Consider the following 18,302-nt stretch of genomic DNA (forward strand, 5'->3'; position numbering starts at 1 on the left):
CATCCCGAGGATCCCCATGTCGATCGACAAGGAAACCGCGCGCCGCGTGGCCCATCTCGCCCGGATCGAGGTCGCGGAATCCGACCTCGACCGCGTCGCCGCCGAGCTTTCCGGCATCCTCGGCTTCATGGAGCAGCTCCGCGACGTGGACGTCTCCGGCATCGAGCCGATGACCTCCGTCACCCCGATGGCGCTGCCGCTGCGCGAGGATCGCATCACGGCCGGCGGCGAGCCCGAGCGCATCCTTGGCAACGCCCCGGACGCGCGTCGGGGCTTCTTCGCCGTGCCGAAGGTGGTGGAATAGTGGGCGAGCTCTCCCGACTCACGCTGGCCGAGGCCCGCGACCGCCTGCGCGCCCGCGACTTCACCGCCGCCGAACTCACCGACGACTGCCTGGCCGCCGCTGAGGCCGCCGCCGTCCTCAACGCCTTCACCCCGCCCACCCCCGACCTCGCCCGCGCGCAGGCCGCCGCGGCCGACGCGCGGCTCGCGAAGGGCGACGCCCCGGACCTCTGCGGCGTGCCGCTCGGGATCAAGGACCTCTTTTGCGTCGAGGGCGCGCCGGCCCAGGCCGCCTCGCGCATTCTCGAAGGCTTCCGGCCGCCCTACGAGAGCACCGTCACCGCCCGGCTGCGCGAGCGCGGCGCGGTCATGCTCGGCAAGCTCAACATGGACGAGTTCGCCATGGGCTCGTCGACCGAGACCTCGGCCTTCGGCCCGGCGATCAGCCCGTGGCGCCGCCGGGGCGACGCCGCGCCGCTCACCCCCGGCGGCTCCTCCGGCGGCTCGGCGGCGGCGGTCGCGGCCGACCTCTGCCTCGGCGCCACCGGCACCGACACCGGCGGCTCGATCCGCCAGCCGGCGGCCTTTACCGGCATCGTCGGCGTCAAGCCGACCTACGGCCGCTGCTCGCGCTGGGGCATCGTCGCCTTCGCCTCCTCGCTCGACCAGGCCGGCCCGATGGCGAAATCCGTCACCGACGCGGCGATCCTGCTCTCCGCCATGGCCGGCCACGACCCGAAGGATTCGACCTCGGCCAACCGCCCGGACGAGGACTTCGCCGCCGGGCTCAAGGGCGATCTCCGCGGCAGGCGCATCGGCGTGCCCCGGGAGTATCGCGTCGACGGTATGCCGGCCGAGATCGAGGCGCTCTGGGCGAAGGGCTCCGACATGTTGCGCGACGCCGGCGCCGAGATCGTCGAGATCTCGCTCCCGCACACGAAGTACGCGCTGCCCGCCTACTACGTCATCGCCCCGGCCGAGGCCTCGTCCAACCTCGCGCGCTACGACGGCGTGCGCTACGGCCGCCGCGCCCGCATCGGCGCGGGGGACGGTGTGACCGAACTCTACGAGCGCACCCGCGCCGAGGGCTTCGGCCGCGAGGTGCAGCGCCGGATCATGGTCGGGGCCTACGTCCTTTCGGCGGGGTTCTACGACGCCTACTACCTGCGCGCGCAGAAGGTCCGCACACTCATCAAGCGCGACTTCGAGCAGGCGTTCGACGCCGGCGTCGATGCGATCCTGACGCCCGCGACGCCCTCCGCCGCATTCGGCATCGGCGACATGGCCGACGCCGATCCGGTGCAGATGTACCTCAACGACGTGTTCACGGTGACGGTGAACCTCGCCGGCCTGCCCGGCGTCTCGGTCCCCGCGGGCCTCGACGCGGCCGGGCTGCCGCTCGGCCTGCAACTGATCGGCCGGCCCTGGGACGAAAAAGGCATGCTCGACGCAGCCTTCGCGCTCGAGCGCGCTTGCGGTTTCGCGGCGAAACCCGGACAATGGTGGTGATGAGTGGCGGGGACGACCGGGTCGGGCCCGAGAAAGGTGCGCAGGCTATGCGTCTGATTGCGATCCTCCTTCTGGGGGGGCTCGCCGCTTGCACGAGCGGCGACATCACCGTGCCGACGGATCCGGTGATCACCCAGGTGCCGACAACCAGCGCCTCCTCCTCCGGCGGCTCCGGCGACTTCACCTCGACCATCGAAACGGCGCTGAACGATCCGGCAACGCCGGGAGCGGCCCCCTTGCCCCATAGTGGCACGCCGCTCGACGACGACCACCTGAACCTGACGCTCTACACGATCGAGCAGCAGAAGATCGACGCCCGCATCGCCGAGCAAGAGCTTGCCGAGGCGCGCTCGCGGCTCGTCGTCGTCCAGCCGACTCAGAACTCGGTGCCGCGGACCGAGCCGGGCGTGAATGTCGCGCTCTACGCGCAGAGCACGACCAATCCCGTCGGGCAGCGGATGTACCAGCGCCGGGGCGGCTTCGGCGGCGGCTGCGGCCGCTACCGCAGCGCCGACGAGGCGCAGCGCGCCTTCCTCGCCGCCGGCGGGCCGAACAGCGATCCGAGCGGCCTCGACCCGGACGGCGACGGCTTCGCCTGCGCCTTCGACCCGGAGCCCTACCGGCAGCTGAAGCTCTGACCGGCCCCACGGCGACCGGGACGCCGATCGACGCGCCGAGCCCGAATTTCGGGTCGCGGCGCGGCGGTGCGCGGCCCGACCTCGTCGTGATCCACTACACCGCCATGACGACTGCCGAAGCGGCGCTCGAGCGTCTGCGCGACCCGGCGGCCGAGGTTTCGGCGCACTGGCTCGTCGCCGAGGATGGGCGCGTCTGGCGGCTGGTTGATGAGGCGATGCGCGCCTGGCACGCCGGCGCCGGGGCTTGGGGCGACGTCACCGACGTCAACTCCCGCTCGATCGGCATCGAACTTGCCAATCCGGGCCCGCTCGCCGGCTTCCCGCCCTTCCCGGAGCCGCAGATGGCGGCGCTGGAGCGGCTGCTTGCCGGCATCCTCGACCGCTGGGGCATCGCGCCCGCCGGCGTGATCGCCCATTCCGACATGGCCCCGGGCCGCAAGGCCGACCCGGGGCCCAAGTTCGATTGGCGCCGGCTGGCGCGCGGCGGCCTCGCGGCCTGGCCGGACCCGCCCGGCGACGGCGCGGGCGGCGCGGTGGCCTTCCGCGCTGCCGCCGCAGCCGCCGGCTACCGCGCGCCCGGCGACGACTGGCAGACGACGCTCGCGGCCTTTCGCCTGCGCTTCCGTCCCTGGGCCGCCGGCCCGCTCGCGCCCGAGGACGTCGCCGCGGCGCAGGGCCTGCCATGCCTGCCCGTCGATGGCCGGCGGACCCAGCGAGAATCGCGCCACAATCCATCCAGGTCGTAACCGGCCGGATTCTTTGAATGGCCCGGGCGGTTTGACCCTTCCCAAGCGCGCGGCCGCGGGCTATCCGGGGGCCATGTGGAGCGGCCCACGGATGCGCGTTGCGGTGGTCACGTTGGCGGGGGCGATCCTCGTCTGCGGGTGCAGCTACGACTTCGGCTTCTTCGGGCGGAACGAGCCCCGCCAGGTCGGCGACCGGGACGCAACGGGTACGGTGCGATCGGAGGAGCAGGGCTTCCTGACCGGCCTCTTCACCCGAACGCCCATCGACCTTCCCGACGCGGTACCGGTTCCGATGCGCGAGGCGACGGTGGAGCGGGGCTATGGCGGCGTGATCCTGCGCGTCACCGGCGTCGCGCCGACGCAGGGCTGGTTTGATGCGGCGCTCCTGCCCGACGAACGGCCGGACGCAGCCGGAGTGCTGACGGTGACGCTGGTGGCGGTGCCGCCTCTCGAGCCAGCGCAGGCCGGACCGGAACGGACGCGGCTCCTGATGACGGGCGCCTTCCTGCAGGAGCTGGAGCTGCGCGAGATCCGCGCCTTCCGGGTCGTCGCCGCCAACCAGACGGTCACCCTGCCCCTGCCGGCCCGCCCCGCGCCGCCCCGGGTCGAGCCTCCGCCGGAGGAGGTGGACAGCTCGTTCTGAACGGGTAGCCGACGGCGGCATCCGGCCCGCGCGGGGTGAGATGACGCGAAGCCGCTGGTTTGGGCGGGACGCGGCAAGGGGCTGAAAAGGCCTGACTATATACCGGCGAGTCTACCAGGCCACCCGGCGCGACACGGGCTAACACGCGTGATAGATAGGGTAACTACCTGAGTACAAACGATAAAAGTGTTAGGTCAAGAAGGTTCGCGAGTCGTTTCATGCGCCCGCCGGTATTCTCTGGCTGGAAAGCGGCTGGACTCAGGCTTGCCACTTTTTAGGGATTCGGGAAGGCTCCGGCACCGTCAGGCGCCCGGGCCGTTGGTATCCCGGCTTCGCCGACCGTGACGGGTGAGCCGGCGGCCGCCGAGTTCTATTCAGGCGCTGGCGGCGACGTCGCTCGAGATGGCGACGACGCGCACGCGGGCGCCGTCGGCGGAGAGCGCGATCTCGCCGCGCTTCAGCCGCAACGCGTCGCGGCCGAAGAGGTCGTAGCGCCAGCCGTGCATGGCCGGCACGTCGGGCGCGTCCTCGCTGGCGATCGCGTCGAGATCGGCGCTTGACGCCACCAATCGTTGCGCCACGCCCTCGGCGTCGCATTTCGACTTGAGGAGCACGCGCAGCAGTTCGGCGAGCGCCTCGCTTCCCGGCCGGCGCGGCGGCGCGTCGGGCAGGCGCGGCAGTTCGGAGGCCGGCAGGGCCTCGGCGGCAGAGATGGCCGCGAGGATGCCATCGGCGATGTCGCCGCGCCGCGCCTCGCGCAGCAGGAGCCTGGACTTGCCGAGATCCTCGGCCGTATGCGGCCGGTTCGCGGCCAGTTCGAGCAGCGCGTCGTCCTTGAGGATGCGCGCGCGCGGCACGTTGCGGGACTGCGCCGCCTGCTCGCGGAAACGCGCCAGTTCGCGCAGCGCGGCGAGGAACTTCGGCGCCGTCGAGCGGGTCTTGAGCCGCGTCCAAGCCGTCTCGGGATCGACGCGGTAGGTCTCCGGATCGACGAGGACGGAGATTTCCTCTTCGACCCACGCCGACCGCCCGGTCTCGCCCAGCCGCTTCGACAGCGTCTCGTAGATGCGCCGCAGATGCGTGACGTCGGCCAGCGCATATTCCCTCTGCGCCTGCGACAGCGGCCGGCGCGACCAGTCCGTGAAGCGCGAGGACTTGTCGATCGCCGCGCGGGCGATCTGCCGGGCCAGCGTCTCGTAACCCACCTGGTCGCCGTAGCCACAGACCATCGCGGCGACCTGGGTATCGAAGAACGGCTGCGGCAGCACGCCGGCGGTGGTCGCGAAGATCTCGAGATCCTGGCGCGCGGCGTGGAAGACCTTGACGACACCGGGGTCGCGGAAGAGCTCGTAGAGCGGTTCGAGCGACAGGCCCTCGGCCAGCGTGTCCACGAGAACGGCGGTCTCGGGACCATTGCCGGGGCGGGCGAGCTGCACGAGGCAGAGCTGCGCGTAGTAGGTGCGCTCTCGCATGAATTCCGTATCGACGGCGACGTAGGGGGCGGCGCGACACTCGGCGACGAAGGCGGCAAGCGCTTCCGTTGTGGCGATCAGCTCCAATCCCGCCTCGCGAACCCGGTTGTAAACATCATATTTTCAGAACCTTGCAAGCCACGACCCCAAGGAGGCCCGGCTTCTCTTGCACATCCGCGAGCAAGTGACAAGCGCAGCCCGGGAGGTGCAATCCGTTGGGCGAGCGCCGTCGACAGCGCCGCGAGGCCGCCGCCGCGTCGCCGGGCGCGAGCCGTTTCTTGCGCCGGCAGTCCCGATGCCCTAAGTCAGCCTCGCGCGGATGGCCGGACGGCCGCGGGGACCGGAATCTTCGGATCGAGGTCCGCGAGGAAAGTCCGGACTCCAGGGAGAGATGGCGGCGGGTAACGCCCGCCCGGGGAGACCCGAGGGAAAGCGCCACAGAGATCAGACCGCCGCCCTTCGGGGCGGCAAGGGTGAAACGGTGGGGTAAGAGCCCACCGCGCCGGCGGCGACGTCGGCGGCACGGCAAGCCCCGCCAGGAGCAAGGCCGAATAGGGATCGCGCGGGGTCGCGGGCGCAAGCCGGACCCCAGGTTTCTCCCGCCCATGCGATCCGGGTAGGCTGCTCGAGCCCGTCCGCAAGGCCGGGCCTAGAGGAATGGTCGTCGCCGCTCCGCGAGGGGCGGGCACAGAATCCGGCTTACAGGCCATCCGCGCGCCCAAGGCCCATTCCCCCGTGAAGCCGTCTCCCCGCCGTGCGCGCACCCCTGCGCGTCGGGCCGAGGGGGCTCGATGCCCCCGAGGACCGGGCCCCGTCATACGGTTTCCGTCTGAAGACTTCGGCGTCAAAGGTTTATGGCGGACCCTTCGATGCACACTCCATGCACAACGTATGCACAACGCATATGCCAAGCAAAAGAGTCAGAATTGAATCGTTAATGCAGGCGCGAGGCATTCAGGCGGAGGCCGTATCAGGCGTGGGAATCGAGCAGCGCGTGAAGCTGCGAGGGAAACGTCTGCGCGATCCAGGTCTCGCTCTTGGCCTGGCCTTCGTGGGAGACGTACATGCGCAGGTTGATCGGTTCGTCGGTCCCGTCATCGGGGCCGATGTCGAGGTCGAACATCACCCGCCAGCCCGTCGCCTCGGCGATCGGGTAGGCGACGGTCAGCCCCAGCTCTCCCCGGCTCGCCTCCACCACCGCCTCGACGCCGGAGGTGCGGTCGAGTCCCTCGAAGCCGCGACCGTCGAGGTCGACCACGAACTTTATCACGTTCTCGGGACGCGGCTGGCCGGGCACGCCGCCTGCGCCGATCCGGGTGGCGGTGAAGCGCGCCACCGCGGCCTCCGGGCTCGTCTCGACCCAGTGCAGCCTGTAGGCCGTCGCGAACGAGGCGCCCGCCGTCGCCGGCGCCTCCGGTCGCCAGAAGGCGACGATGTTGTCGTGGATCTCGTCGTTGGTCGAAAGCTCGACCAGCGTCACCGCGCCCTTGCCCCAGTCGCCGACCGGCTCGACCCAGACGGTCGCCCGGCGCTCGTAGAACACGCCGTCGTCCTGGTATTCCGCGAAGCTCCGCTCGCGCTGGGCGAGGCCGAAGCCGCGCGGGTTCTCGTCGACGAAGGCGTTGGTCATCACCCGCGGCGGATTGTTGAGCGGCCGCCAGATGCGCTCGCCGGCGCCGGTCAGGATCTCGAGCCCGTCGCTGTCGTGGACCTCGGGCCGCCAGTCGGGCGAGACGAAGCGGTTGCTCTTGCCGAACCAGAACATCGAGGTCAGCGGCGCGAGCCCGAGGAGGCCGATGTCCTCGCCGTCCGCGCGCACGAAGATCTCCGCGTCGACGTCCTGCACGATGCCCTCGGATCCGCGGGTCGAGGCGATTCGGTAGGCGCCGGTGGTGCGCGGGCTCTCCATCAGCGCATAGATGACGAGCCCGCCGCCCGGCGACCGCTCCAGCCAGAACCGGGTGAAGCGCGGGAACTCCTCGGGCGTGGCGGCCGCGGTGTCGATGGCGAGGCCGCGCACCGACATGCCGAACTGGCCGGAATAGCCGGCGGTGCGCCAGTAGGAAGCGCCGAGGAAGGCCATCCAGTCGTTGCCCTGGGCAGGGTCCATCACCCGGAAGCCGGCGAGGCCGGTGTCCGGCCCCAGCGCCCGGGCGGGATGGCCTTCCGGCATGTCGAAGAGACCCGCCGAGTACGGGATCTCGCGCGCCGTGCCGCTCTCGACCTCGAAGATGCGCACCGGCTCCTTGAAGTAGCGACCGGGGTGGAAGAAGCGGATCTTGGCCGCCTCCGGGTCATCGGCCCAGAGCGTGTGGTCCGGCCGGTAGGTGATCTGGTTGTGCAGGTCGTAGTCGATGCTTTCGAGGATCGCCGCGTTCGGAACCGCCGCCGGCTCAAAGGGCTGCTGCGCGAGGTCGCGCGCCATCGCCTTGAGCCCGTCGAAGGAGAACGGCTCGGCCGGCCCGGTGGCGATCAGGTCGTCGGCCGCGCGCGCGAGCGCGGGCAGCAGGAAGAAGGCGCCTGACGCGAGCGCGGCGGCGAGCGCCTCGCGGCGGGTGACGGGACCGGTTCTCACGACGGGGCTCTCTCTCGTTGCCTGGGGCTCAAATGGCGCGCGGATGCTACTTGCGCCGGCGTCCGCCCTCAAGCGCGTGCGAACGGCCGGCGCGAACTTGCCGGGACGCCATGGTTTTCCCCCGATTCGCTGGAGCCGAGCCCGCGCCGGGCGCGCGCCGGGGCCGTCGCGACGTCGCCGCCGCCACTGGGGCGACTTTTATGTATTGTGGACGCAACCTCCGGTTGCACCATATGTGGTAGTCCCGAGTCACGTCGCCCACAATAAATTCCACTCGGGATCAGTTTTGGCTTGACCTGTGGCAGGGATGCGCCAGCAAAACGCACGCATTCCCATGAAGTGGGAGAAATTCCCATTGTTCCCCAAGGCATCCCATGATAGATAATGGTCCCACGGGAAGGCGGCGGTTACAGGTTCAAGGGCGACAAGACCCGAGGCGCGAAACACGGCAGGTTTCATACAGGCCCGCCGCTTTCCCAGACGAAACGAGAGACCCGGCGCAAACGGAACGAGCAGGCGGGCGCAGTCGGGCCGAGGGCCCAGTGCGGGACCAGAGGCGGGTCGTGCTGCAGGCGGCACGACCCGTTTTTGCGTCCGGGACAAGGGCGGTGAGCGGGCAGGAGTAGCCGGTTGGCGCGACGGTTCAGGGGCGAATCGGTCCACAAGGTCGACGCGAAAGGTCGCGTGTCGATCCCGGCCCCGTTCCGCCGCGTGCTCGAGGAGGGCGATCCCGACTGGGTCGCCGGCGCCGCGGCCAACCTCGTCGTCCTGTTCGGCCGCACCGACAAGGCGCGCCTCGAATGCTTCACGCTCCGCGCCATCGAGGCCATCGACGACCTGATCGAGACCTACGCGCCGCTGAGCGACGAGCGCGAGGATCTCACCGAGATTCTCAACGCCCAGTCGGTCTACGCTGCGCTCGACGAGACGGGGCGCATCGTCCTCAGCCAGAGATTGCGCGACGAGGCCCGGATCGGCGACGAGGCGGTCTTCCTCGGCATGGGCGACAGCTTCCACATCTGGTCGCCCGAGGGCTACGCCGCCCACGTCGCGGAGCGGGCCCGGCGCCGCGCCGAGGGGCCGGACGTCTCCACGCTGCTCGGAAGGGCGCGGGCCCAGCGGCCGGGAGGCGAGGCATGATGATGGGCCGGCCGCCGCATGTGCCGGTGCTGCTCGGGCCGATCCTCGACGCCGTCGGTCCGGTGCGGGGCGTCTGGCTCGACGGCACCTTCGGGGCGGGCGGCTATGCGCGCGGGCTCCTCGACGCCGGCGCCGCCCGGGTGATCGGCGTGGACCGCGACCCCACGGCGCTGGCGCGGGCGGAGTCGTGGGCCGGCGACTACGCCGGCCGGCTGGAGCTGCGGGCCGGAACATTCGGCCGCCTCGACGAGATCGCCGACACGGCTCTCGACGGGGTGACGCTCGATATCGGCGTCTCCTCCATGCAGCTCGACGAGGCGGAGCGGGGATTCTCGTTCCTGCGCGACGGGCCGCTCGACATGCGCATGGGCGACGCGGGACCGAGCGCCGCCGACCTCGTGAACGGCGCGCCGGAGGGGCTGATTGCCGACATCCTCCACCAGTATGGCGAGGAGCGCGCGGCGCGGCGGATCGCGCGGGCCATCGTCGCGGCGGGGCCGTTCGAGACCACGCTCCAGCTCGCTTCCGTGGTCGAGCGCTGCCTGCCGCGGCCGAAGCCGGGACAGCCTCATGCGGCGACCCGCAGCTTCCAGGCCCTGCGCATCGCGGTGAACGACGAGCTCGGCGAGCTGGCGCGCGGACTGATGGCCGCCGAGCGGGCGCTCGCGCCGGGGGGGTGGCTCGCGGTGGTGACCTTCCATTCGCTGGAGGACCGGGTGGTGAAGCGATTCCTCGCGCTGCGCTCGGGCGCCGCGCCCCGGGCGAGCCGACATGCGCCGGAGGTGGTCGGGCCCGCGGCGGGCTTCGCGCTCGCCGGCCGCGCGATCGCCGCCGACGCGGCCGAGGTGGCGGCGAACCCGCGGGCGCGCTCGGCGCGGCTGCGGCTGGCGCGCCGGCTCGACGCGCCGGCCGCCGCGGTCGACCCCGCGGAACTGGGCCTGCCACGGCTGGCGCTGGCGGGGCTCGGCCGATGAGGTGGGGGCTCTACCTCTCGGCCGCGGTGCTGGTCGCCGTCTGCGCGACCTGGGCCTACCGGGTGAACTACGCCACCCAGGAAGCCGCCAACCGCGCCGCCGATCTGCGCGCCGCGATCGCCGCCGAGCGCGAGGCGCTCGCGGTGCTGAGCGCGGAATGGGCGTACCTCAACCGGCCGGACCGGCTGGCGGCGCTGGTCGCCGGACCGGGCGCGGAACTCGGGCTCGTGCCGCTCTCGCCCGACAGCTTCGGCGAGACGGCGATGGTCGCCTTTCCGCCCCCGCCCGAGCCGGCCGTCACGGGCGGCGCGCCTCCGGAAGGCGAGACCGCCCCCGCCGCCGGAATGCCTGGAGAGACCGAATGATCCGCCGCCCGCTGCGCCCGCTCGCCCGCGTCCTCTCCGCCCGGGCCGAGGGCAAGGATCCGAACCTGATCGAGGCCGAGGAGCGCGCCGCCCGGCTGCGCGCGCTGCACCGGGCCGAGCGCGCCAAGGCCGAGACGCGGCTCCTGCTGCTCGGGATCGTGTTCATCCTCGGCTTCACCACCGTCGCGGGCCGCATGGCGCTGATGTCGGCCGGCATGCCCGTAGAGCCGCGTGCGACCGCCGGCGGCGAGCCGATCCTGGCCCAGCGCGCCGACATCGTGGATCGCAACGGCTCGATCCTCGCGACGAACATCGTCACCGCCTCGCTCTATGCGCAGCCGCGCGACATGATCGACCCCGCCGGCGCCGCGACGGCGCTGGCGGGGATCTTCCCCGATCTCGATGCGCAGGCGCTGCTCCACCGCTTCACCGACGGCCGCAAGTTCGTCTGGATCAAGCGCACGATCTCCCCCGAGCAACGGCAGATGGTGCACGATCTCGGCGAGCCGGGGCTGCTCTTCGGCCCGCGCGAGACGCGGCTCTACCCCAACGGCGCCGTGCTCGCGCATGTGCTCGGCGGCGCGAGCTTCGGGCGCGAGGGGGTGCATGCGGCCGAGGTGATCGGCGTCGCCGGCGTCGAACGGGCGATGGACGCGCGGCTGCGCGACCCCGCCCGTGTCGGCGAGCCGCTCCATCTCTCGATCGACCTCGCCGCGCAGATCGCGATGGAGGACGTGCTCGCCGCCGGCATGGCCGAGATGGGGGCCAAGGGCGCCGTCGGCATCCTGATGGAGGCCGACACCGGCCAGGTCCGCGCGCTGGCAAGCCTGCCCGACTTCGACCCCAACCTGCGCCCGCCGCTGCCGACCGAGGGCGACCCGGCCGACAGCCCGCTCTACAACCGCGCCGCCCAGGGCCGCTACGAACTCGGATCCACCTTCAAGATCTTCGCCGTCGCCGAGGCGCTCGACGTGGGCAAGGTGACGCCGAACACCCTGATCGACACCAAGGGCCCGATGAAGTGGGGCCGATTCACCATCCGCGACTTCCACGACTACGGGCCGCGGCTGACGGTGGACGAGGTGATCGTGAAGTCCTCGAACATCGGCGCGGCCCGGATCGCCCTCGCCGTCGGCGGCGAGGCCCAGCAGAAGTTCCTGCGCCGGCTCGGGCTGATGGACGTGCTGCCGCTCGAGATCAGCGAGGTCGCCAAGGCCCCGCCGCTCTATCCCAGGCGCTGGTCCGATCTTACCACGATGACGGTCTCGTACGGCCACGGTCTCGCCGTGTCGCCCATGCACCTCGCCATGGCCTACGCCACGATCGCCAACGGCGGTCTGAAGGTGTCGCCGACGCTCCTCGCCTCCGACGCGAAGCCCGTCGAGGCCGACCGGGTGATCTCCGAGGAGACCTCGGCCCAGGTCCGCTCGATGATGCGCGACGTCGTCACCCGCGGAACGGCGCGCAAGGCCGACGTGCCGGGCTACGAGGTCGGCGGCAAGACCGGGACCGCCGACAAGCCCCTGCCCTCCGGCGGCTATGCGCGCGACAGGACCATCGGCACCTTCGCCGGCGTCTTTCCCGCCTCCGACCCGCGCTACGTGATGGTGATCGCGCTCGACGAGCCGTCGAACAAGATCAACGGCGCGAGCCTGCGCACCGCCGGCTGGACCGCCGCGCCGGTCTTCGCCAACGCGCTGCGGCGGATCGCGCCGATCATGGGGCTTCGGCCCGACGCGCGGCCCGAGGACGACGTCGAACTGCTTTACACCCTCGCCGTGAACGAATAGCCCCGTGCCGCGCAGTCACGGAGGGGCGATGACGGCCGGAGGGTCTGACAGCCGCGCAGGCAAGCTGATGGGCTTCGAGGCGCTGGGGCTGCTCGCCGGCGCGAAGCGCGCGGGCGACTGGTCGGGGACGCTGCCCGAGATCACCGGGCTCTCGGTCGACAGCCGCCGCACCAGGCCCGGGCACCTCTTCGCCGCGCTGCCGGGCAGCATCGCCCACGGCGGCGAGTTCGTGCCCTTCGCGCTCCGCATGGGGGCCGCGGCGGTGCTGACCGACGCCGAGGGACTGCGCCTCGCCGAGGCGGCGGGCGGCGGCCCGGTCGGCGTGCCCGTGCTTCTAGTGGAGAATCCCCGCCGCGCGCTGGCGCTCGCCGCCGCGCGCTGGTCGGGCGACCAGCCGGAGGTGGTGGTCGCGGTCACCGGCACCAACGGCAAGACCTCGGTCGCGAGCTTCACCCGCCAGATCTGGGAGAGCCTCGGCGAGCGGGCGGTGAGCTTCGGCACTGTCGGCGTCGAGGGCGCCGTCTCGGCCTCGCTCGCCCACACCACGCCGGAGCCGATCCAGCTTCACGCGCTGCTCGCCGAACTCGCCGACAAGGGCGTGACCCATGCGGCGATGGAGGCGTCGAGCCACGGGCTCGACCAGCACCGGCTGGACGGCGTGCGGCTCGCGGCGGCGGCCTTCACGAACGCGACGCGGGACCATCTCGACTACCACCACAGCTTCGAGGCCTATGTCGAGGCGAAGCTCGGCCTCATCTCGCGGGTCCTGCCGCGCGGCGGCGTGGCCGTGATCAACATCGACGATCCTGTGGGCGCCCGCTTCGCCGATGCGGCGCGGGCGCGGGAGCAGAAGGTCTTGGGCGTCGGCCGCGCGGCGGGCGCCGACCTCCGGCTGCTGGCGCAACGCTTCGACGCCACCGGGCAGGAAGCGCGGTTCGAGTGGCAGGGCCGGGCCTTCGCCGTCCGCCTCGACCTCGTGGGCGGCTTCCAGGCCATGAACGCGCTCGTCGCCGCCGGGCTCGCGATCGGCTCCGGCTCGGCCGCGGGGCGGGTGTTCGACGCGCTGCCGCGGCTCGAGACCGTACGCGGGCGGATGCAGCGGGCCGCGACGCGCCAGAATGGCGCGGCGGTGTTCGTCGACTACGCGCATACTCCCGACGCGATTTCGACGGCGCTGGCGGCGCTCAGGCCGCACGTGCTGGGGCGGCTCGTCATCGCCTTCGGCGCCGGCGGCGACCGCGACCGCGGCAAGCGGCCGCTGATGGGCAAGGCGGCGGCCGAGGGGGCCGATGTGGTCTTCGTCACCGACGACAACCCGCGTTCGGAGGACGCGGCCGCGATCCGCGCCGCGATCCTCGAAGGTTGCCCGGAGGCGACCGAGATCGGCGACCGGGCCGAGGCGATTCTCGCCGCGGTGGACGCGCTCGGGCCGGGCGACGCGCTGCTGATCGCGGGCAAGGGCCACGAGACGGGCCAGATCGTCGGCGACGACGTGCTGCCCTTCGACGACGCCGAGCAGGCGAGCGTCGCCGCCGCCGCGCTCGACGGGCTCGGGGCATGAACGCGCTCTGGACCGCCGCCGACGCCGCCGCCGCCACCGGCGGCGCGGCCCGCGGCGACTGGGCCGCGACCGGCGTCGCCATCGACAGCCGCGGCATCGGACGGGGCGATCTCTTCGTTGCGCTGAAGGCGGCGCGCGACGGCCATGACTTCGTCGCCGACGCGCTCTCGCGCGGCGCGGCCGCGGCGCTGGTGTCGCGCGTGCCCGAGGGCGTCGCGGCGGATGCGCCGCTCCTCGTCGTGCCCGACGTGCAGGCCGCGCTCGAGGCGCTCGGCCGGGCCGGACGGGCGCGGTTCCGCGGCCGGCTCGTCGCAGTCACCGGTTCGGCCGGCAAGACCGGGACCAAGGAGATGCTGCGCACGGCGCTCGGCGCCCAGGGCCGCGTCCATGCGGCGGAGAAGAGCTTCAACAACCACTGGGGCGTGCCGCTGACGCTGGCGCGGATGGACCCGGGCGCCGACTTCGCGGCGATCGAGATCGGCATGAACGCCCCCGGCGAGATCGGCCCCCTCGCCGCGATGGCCCGGCCGCACGTGGCGATCGTGACCACCGTCGCCCCCGTCCACCTCGCGGCCTTCCGCGACCTGCGCGGCATCGCGCGCGAGAAGGCCGCGATCTATGCCGGGCTCGAACCCGGCGGCGCGGCGGTGACGCTGCGCGACCTGCCCACCTATCCGATCCTTCTCGCCGCCGCGAAGCGCGCCGGCGCCCGGCCGGTCCGCTTCGGCGCGACCGGGCGGCCGGAGTTCCGCCTGCTGGAGACCCACGTGCGGCCGGAGGGCACCTGCGCCGCCGCCATCGCACGGGGGCGGCGGTTCCTCTTCAAGCTGGCCGCGCCCGGCAGCCATCTCGCCATGAACGCCCTCGGCGTGCTCGCCTGCGTCGACGCGCTGGGGGCCGACATGGCGCGGGCGGCGCTGGCGCTGGCGACCTGGCAGGCGCCCGAGGGGCGCGGCGTGCGCTGGCGGGTGCTGCTCGGCCCGGGCGGGCTCGACGGAACAGTGACGCTGATCGACGAGAGCTACAACGCGAATCCCGCGGCGATGGCGGCCGCCTTCGAGGTGCTGGCGGCGAGCCCCGTCGAGGACGGCGTCGGCCGCGTCGGCGCGGGGCGCCGGGTCGCCTTCCTCGGCGACATGCTGGAGCTTGGCGAGACGGAGCTGGCGCTGCATGCGGACCTCGCGAACGCGCCGGGGCTGGAGGCGGTGGCGGTTGTGCATTGCGCCGGGCCGCGGATGAAGGCGCTGCACGACGCGCTGCCGCGCGCGAAACGCGGCGAGTGGTTTGCGGACGCGGCCGCGATGGCGGCACGGGCGGGGCGGCTCCTCGACGCCGGCGACGTGGCGCTGGTCAAGGGATCGAACGGCAGCCGGGTCGGGCTCGTGGTCGAGGCGATCAAGCGCATGGGCGAGGCGCGCGCGCCGGACGTCGCCCGCGAACTTCTGGAGGCGTGAGCGGGCGATGCTCTATTTCCTGGCCGAGCTGTCGCACAACGTGCCGGTCTTCAACCTCTTTCGCTACATCACCTTCCGGGCCGGCGGCGCCTTCTTCACCGCGCTGGTCTTCGGCTTCGTGTTCGGGCGGCCGCTGATCGACTTCCTGCGCCTGCGGCAGGGCCGCGGCCAGCCGATCCGCACCGACGGGCCCGAGAGCCACATCCTGACCAAGGCCGGCACGCCGACCATGGGCGGGCTGCTGATCCTGTCGGCGCTTCTCGTCTCGACGCTGCTCTGGGCGCGGCTCGACAACGGCTTCGTCTGGCTGGTGATGTTCGTGACCCTCGGCTTCGGCCTGATCGGCTTCGCCGACGACTACGCCAAGGTCACGAAGCAGACCCATGCCGGCGTTTCCGGCCGGGTGCGGCTGCTGGCAGGGTTCGCCATCGCGCTGATCGCGAGCCTGTGGGCGATGTGGCTCCATCCCGAGCCGTTGACGGGCAAGCTCGCCTTTCCGGTGTTCAAGGCCTTCCTGCTCGATCTCGGCTGGCTGTTCCTGCCCTTCGGGATGCTGGTGATCGTCGGCGCGGCCAACGCGGTCAACCTGACCGACGGGCTCGACGGGCTCGCCATCATGCCGGTGATGATCGCGGCCGGCTCGCTCGGGGTGATCGCCTATGTCGTGGGCCGCGCCGACTTCACCCAGTATCTCGACGTGCATTTCGTGCCCGGCACCGGCGAGATCACCATCTTCGTCGCGGCGCTGATCGGCGGCGGGCTCGGGTTCCTGTGGTACAACGCGCCGCCGGCGGCGGTGTTCATGGGCGACACCGGCTCGCTGGCGCTCGGCGGCGCGCTGGGGGCGATCGCGGTGGCGACCAAGCACGAGATCGTGCTCGCCATCGTCGGCGGCCTCTTCGTGGTCGAGGCGCTCTCGGTCATCATCCAGGTCGCCTACTACAAGCGCACCAAGAAGCGGGTGTTCCTGATGGCCCCCATCCACCACCACTTCGAGAAGAAGGGCTGGGCCGAGCCGCAAATCGTCATCCGCTTCTGGATCGTCTCGCTGATCCTGGCGATGATCGGCCTCGCCACGCTGAAGCTGCGGTGAGGCCGGGTGGGTCAGACGTGGCGGCAGTAGTCCACCTGATCCGTCCCGTAGGCGATCGCAGGCCCGTCGCCGAAGAAAGCGTCGAAGTCCGGGCCGCCGTTGACGGTCTTACCGCGGACGACCAGACCGTCCTCGCTTCGCTTCGCCGAGACGACCGTATAGGCGACGTTGTTGGTGTCGGGGTTGATGATGAACGTGTTCGACTTCGAGTCGAAGACCACGAGGTACTCCTGGCGTGAGTTCTGGCAGATGAGCTTGTGCGTCGCCGCCGTAGCGACTTGGCCCGACAGGGCGAGGAGGAGGGCGGCGGCGCCGAAGGCGCGGCAGGCTGGAAGCATGTCGAAGTCCTCTCTTGCAGATGATGCGTGGCCCCCGCCGGCGGTCGCCGGTCCGCGGTGCGGCCGACACGATGTGAATTCGAGAATGCTAAGCCCGTCCTAATGGCGGGGCGCGCTGCAAGCTTGTCGGCTCCCTCCGCCTCTGCGAAACAATCCACCGGACAAATTCCGTCGGCGCGGAGCGACCCGGCCAGCCCCGGACAGCAAGGAGCACGCATGATCCCCGTTCGCGGCTATGCCGGCCACAAGGTCGCGGTGCTCGGGCTCGGCCGTTCGGGCCTGCCGACGGCGCGGGCGCTGCGGGCGGGCGGCGCGGAGGCGCTGGTCTGGGACGACGGCGAGGCGGCCCGCGAAGCCGCCGCGGCCGAAGGCTTCGCGCTCGCGGACCTGTTGCGTCAGGGGGCCTTCGACGGCGTGAAGGCGCTGATCGTCTCGCCGGGCATCCCGCATCTCTACCCTGCCCCGCATCCCGTCATCGTCGCCGCGTGGGAGGCGGGCGTCGCCGTCGACAACGACATCGGGCTGTTCTTCCGCTCCTTCGCCACCCCGGACTGGGACGAGTTCGACCGGACGCCGCAGGTGGTCTGCGTCACCGGCTCCAACGGCAAGTCCACCACCACCGCGCTGATCGCCCATGTCCTGGCGACGGCGGGCCGGCCGGTGCAGGTCGGCGGCAACTTCGGCCGCGGCGCGCTCGACCTCGATCCGGCCGGGGACGGGATGGTCGTGGTGCTGGAGCTTTCCTCCTACCAGACCGACCTCGCCCGCGCGTTGCAGCCCGACGTGGCGGTGTTCATGAACCTGTCCGACGACCATCTCGACCGTCACGGCGGCCGCGGCGGCTACTTCGCCGCCAAGCGCCGGCTCTTCACCGAAGGGGCCCCGGCGCGGGCGATCATCGGGGTGGACGAGAACGAGGGCCGCTTTCTCGCCAACGTCATGCGCGAGGACAGGGGCTCGGGCGACCCGGTCGTGCAGGTCTCGGTGACGCGCAAGCTGCCGGGGACGGGCTGGAACGTCCTCGCGCGCAAGGGCTTTCTCACCGAATGGCGCGGCGGGCGGCAGGTCGCCTCGATCGACCTGCGCGCGAACGCGCGCCTGCCCGGCGCGCACAACCACCAGAACGCCTGCTGCGCCTACGCGGCCGCCCGGCACCTCGGCATGGGGCCGAAGGCGATCGAGGCGGCGCTGACGAGCTATCCCGGCCTCGCGCACCGCTCGGAGCTGGTCGCGGAATGGAACGGCGTGCGCGTCGTCAACGACAGCAAGGCCACCAACGCCGACGCGGCGGAGAAGGCGCTCGGCAGTTTCGAGCGCATCCGCTGGATCGCCGGCGGCAGGCCGAAGGAGGGCGGCATCGAGAGCCTGCGCCCGTGGTTCGGCAGGGTGGCCAAGGCCTACCTGATCGGCGAGGCGGCGGCCGATTTCGCGGCGACGCTGGGCGAGACGCCGCACGTGATCTCGGGAACGCTCGACGCCGCCGTGGCGGCGGCGCTCGCCGAGGCCGAGCCGGGCGAGGTGGTGCTGCTCGCGCCGGCCTGCTCGAGCTTCGATCAGTATCCGAGCTTCGAGCATCGCGGACGCGCCTTCGTGGCGGCAGTGCGGGCGTGCATCGGTGGCTGATACAGGCGAGTCTGCCAGGCCACCCGACACAACACGGCCAACACGATCCAACACGCTCTAACACGCGTGATAGATATGGTAACTATCTGATTATACATG

General features: G+C 71.9%; 16 protein-coding genes and 1 other RNA gene. 14 read left to right on the plus strand and 3 right to left on the minus strand.

Features of this window, described 5'->3' with window-relative positions; all coding sequences use genetic code 11:
- Window positions 1–16 precede the first annotated feature (16 nt).
- The 5 genes from gatC (at window position 17) to KBA23_RS02290 (ending at window position 3,818) form a co-directional block, all read left to right on the plus strand.
- Window positions 17–304 carry an Asp-tRNA(Asn)/Glu-tRNA(Gln) amidotransferase subunit GatC gene (gene gatC, locus KBA23_RS02270; RefSeq protein WP_290736331.1) on the plus strand — a complete coding sequence of 96 codons (288 nt, stop codon included), beginning with the start codon at window positions 17–19 and terminating at the stop codon, window positions 302–304.
- On the plus strand, window positions 304–1,791 hold the full coding sequence (gatA, locus tag KBA23_RS02275) for an Asp-tRNA(Asn)/Glu-tRNA(Gln) amidotransferase subunit GatA (protein WP_290736333.1): 1,488 nt from the start codon (window positions 304–306) through the stop codon (window positions 1,789–1,791). Before gatC ends, gatA begins: the two co-directional genes overlap by 1 nt.
- A 47-nt stretch (window positions 1,792–1,838) precedes the next feature.
- Complete coding sequence (locus tag KBA23_RS02280; protein ID WP_290736336.1) at window positions 1,839–2,429, plus strand: hypothetical protein; 591 nt, start codon at window positions 1,839–1,841, stop codon at window positions 2,427–2,429.
- 26 nt (window positions 2,430–2,455) lie between these two features.
- Window positions 2,456–3,175 (plus strand): N-acetylmuramoyl-L-alanine amidase, encoded by a 720-nt coding sequence (locus KBA23_RS02285; protein ID WP_290736422.1) that lies wholly within the window; start codon window positions 2,456–2,458, stop codon window positions 3,173–3,175.
- Between the two features lie 91 nt (window positions 3,176–3,266).
- Complete coding sequence (locus KBA23_RS02290; RefSeq protein WP_290736339.1) at window positions 3,267–3,818, plus strand: hypothetical protein; 552 nt, start codon at window positions 3,267–3,269, stop codon at window positions 3,816–3,818.
- Window positions 3,819–4,192: 374 nt separating this feature from the next.
- On the opposite strand, the gene rnd is transcribed toward KBA23_RS02290, so the two are convergent.
- Window positions 4,193–5,377: a ribonuclease D gene (gene rnd / locus KBA23_RS02295; RefSeq protein WP_290736342.1), complete on the minus strand. Its 1,185-nt coding sequence runs from the start codon at window positions 5,375–5,377 to the stop codon at window positions 4,193–4,195.
- Between the two features lie 228 nt (window positions 5,378–5,605).
- On the opposite strand from rnd, the gene rnpB reads away from it, so the two are divergent.
- Window positions 5,606–6,008, plus strand: an RNA gene (gene rnpB, locus KBA23_RS02300) — RNase P RNA component class A.
- A gap of 252 nt (window positions 6,009–6,260) precedes the next feature.
- On the opposite strand, the gene KBA23_RS02305 is transcribed toward rnpB, so the two are convergent.
- Complete coding sequence (locus KBA23_RS02305) at window positions 6,261–7,865, minus strand: glucan biosynthesis protein (protein ID WP_290736346.1); 1,605 nt, start codon at window positions 7,863–7,865, stop codon at window positions 6,261–6,263.
- Between the two features lie 684 nt (window positions 7,866–8,549).
- Here KBA23_RS02305 and KBA23_RS02310 point away from each other — a divergent pair.
- Genes KBA23_RS02310 through mraY form a run of 7 tightly spaced genes read left to right on the plus strand, consistent with a single transcriptional unit; the run spans window position 8,550 to window position 16,242 of the window.
- Window positions 8,550–9,005, plus strand: coding sequence for a cell division/cell wall cluster transcriptional repressor MraZ (locus KBA23_RS02310; protein ID WP_366935290.1), 456 nt, complete (start codon window positions 8,550–8,552; stop codon window positions 9,003–9,005).
- Window positions 9,006–9,007: 2 nt separating this feature from the next.
- Window positions 9,008–9,979 (plus strand): 16S rRNA (cytosine(1402)-N(4))-methyltransferase RsmH, encoded by a 972-nt coding sequence (gene rsmH, locus KBA23_RS02315; RefSeq protein WP_290736425.1) that lies wholly within the window; start codon window positions 9,008–9,010, stop codon window positions 9,977–9,979.
- Window positions 9,976–10,344 carry a cell division protein FtsL gene (locus KBA23_RS02320; protein WP_290736352.1) on the plus strand — a complete coding sequence of 123 codons (369 nt, stop codon included), beginning with the start codon at window positions 9,976–9,978 and terminating at the stop codon, window positions 10,342–10,344. The genes rsmH and KBA23_RS02320 overlap by 4 nt, the downstream gene beginning before the upstream one ends.
- Window positions 10,341–12,134: a penicillin-binding protein 2 gene (locus KBA23_RS02325; protein WP_290736355.1), complete on the plus strand. Its 1,794-nt coding sequence runs from the start codon at window positions 10,341–10,343 to the stop codon at window positions 12,132–12,134. Before KBA23_RS02320 ends, KBA23_RS02325 begins: the two co-directional genes overlap by 4 nt.
- A 28-nt stretch (window positions 12,135–12,162) precedes the next feature.
- Complete coding sequence (locus KBA23_RS02330) at window positions 12,163–13,695, plus strand: UDP-N-acetylmuramoyl-L-alanyl-D-glutamate--2,6-diaminopimelate ligase (protein ID WP_290736358.1); 1,533 nt, start codon at window positions 12,163–12,165, stop codon at window positions 13,693–13,695.
- The gene (gene murF / locus KBA23_RS02335) at window positions 13,692–15,149 is read left to right on the plus strand and encodes a UDP-N-acetylmuramoyl-tripeptide--D-alanyl-D-alanine ligase (RefSeq protein ID WP_290736361.1); all 1,458 of its coding nucleotides are present in this window, start codon (window positions 13,692–13,694) and stop codon (window positions 15,147–15,149) included. Before KBA23_RS02330 ends, murF begins: the two co-directional genes overlap by 4 nt.
- A gap of 7 nt (window positions 15,150–15,156) precedes the next feature.
- Entirely contained in the window at window positions 15,157–16,242 is a 1,086-nt protein-coding gene (gene mraY, locus KBA23_RS02340; RefSeq protein ID WP_290736363.1) for a phospho-N-acetylmuramoyl-pentapeptide-transferase, read from the plus strand.
- Window positions 16,243–16,253: 11 nt separating this feature from the next.
- Here mraY and KBA23_RS02345 read toward each other — a convergent pair whose 3' ends face one another.
- A complete protein-coding gene (locus KBA23_RS02345) occupies window positions 16,254–16,580 on the minus strand; it encodes a hypothetical protein (protein ID WP_290736366.1) in 327 nt (108 codons plus the stop codon).
- A 216-nt stretch (window positions 16,581–16,796) separates the two neighbouring features.
- Between KBA23_RS02345 and murD the strand changes: the two genes are divergently transcribed.
- Window positions 16,797–18,203: a UDP-N-acetylmuramoyl-L-alanine--D-glutamate ligase gene (murD, locus tag KBA23_RS02350; protein ID WP_290736368.1), complete on the plus strand. Its 1,407-nt coding sequence runs from the start codon at window positions 16,797–16,799 to the stop codon at window positions 18,201–18,203.
- Window positions 18,204–18,302 lie beyond the last annotated feature (99 nt).

It is taken from the genome of Amaricoccus sp. (assembly GCF_017995835.1).
Lineage (GTDB): Bacteria > Pseudomonadota > Alphaproteobacteria > Rhodobacterales > Rhodobacteraceae > Amaricoccus.

Excerpts from the sequence above, each read along its gene's own strand:
- gatC (WP_290736331.1), top strand. The coding sequence starts at position 17 with ATGTCGATCGACAAGGAAACCGCGCGCCGCGTGGCCCATCTCGCCCGG.
- KBA23_RS02280 (WP_290736336.1), top strand. The coding sequence starts at position 1,839 with ATGCGTCTGATTGCGATCCTCCTTCTGGGGGGGCTCGCCGCTTGCACG.
- KBA23_RS02290 (WP_290736339.1), top strand. The coding sequence starts at position 3,267 with ATGCGCGTTGCGGTGGTCACGTTGGCGGGGGCGATCCTCGTCTGCGGG.
- rsmH (WP_290736425.1), top strand. The coding sequence starts at position 9,008 with ATGGGCCGGCCGCCGCATGTGCCGGTGCTGCTCGGGCCGATCCTCGAC.
- KBA23_RS02320 (WP_290736352.1), top strand. The coding sequence starts at position 9,976 with ATGAGGTGGGGGCTCTACCTCTCGGCCGCGGTGCTGGTCGCCGTCTGC.
- KBA23_RS02325 (WP_290736355.1), top strand. The coding sequence starts at position 10,341 with ATGATCCGCCGCCCGCTGCGCCCGCTCGCCCGCGTCCTCTCCGCCCGG.
- KBA23_RS02330 (WP_290736358.1), top strand. The coding sequence starts at position 12,163 with ATGACGGCCGGAGGGTCTGACAGCCGCGCAGGCAAGCTGATGGGCTTC.
- murF (WP_290736361.1), top strand. The coding sequence starts at position 13,692 with ATGAACGCGCTCTGGACCGCCGCCGACGCCGCCGCCGCCACCGGCGGC.
- mraY (WP_290736363.1), top strand. The coding sequence starts at position 15,157 with ATGCTCTATTTCCTGGCCGAGCTGTCGCACAACGTGCCGGTCTTCAAC.
- KBA23_RS02345 (WP_290736366.1), bottom strand. The coding sequence starts at position 16,580 with ATGCTTCCAGCCTGCCGCGCCTTCGGCGCCGCCGCCCTCCTCCTCGCC.
- murD (WP_290736368.1), top strand. The coding sequence starts at position 16,797 with ATGATCCCCGTTCGCGGCTATGCCGGCCACAAGGTCGCGGTGCTCGGG.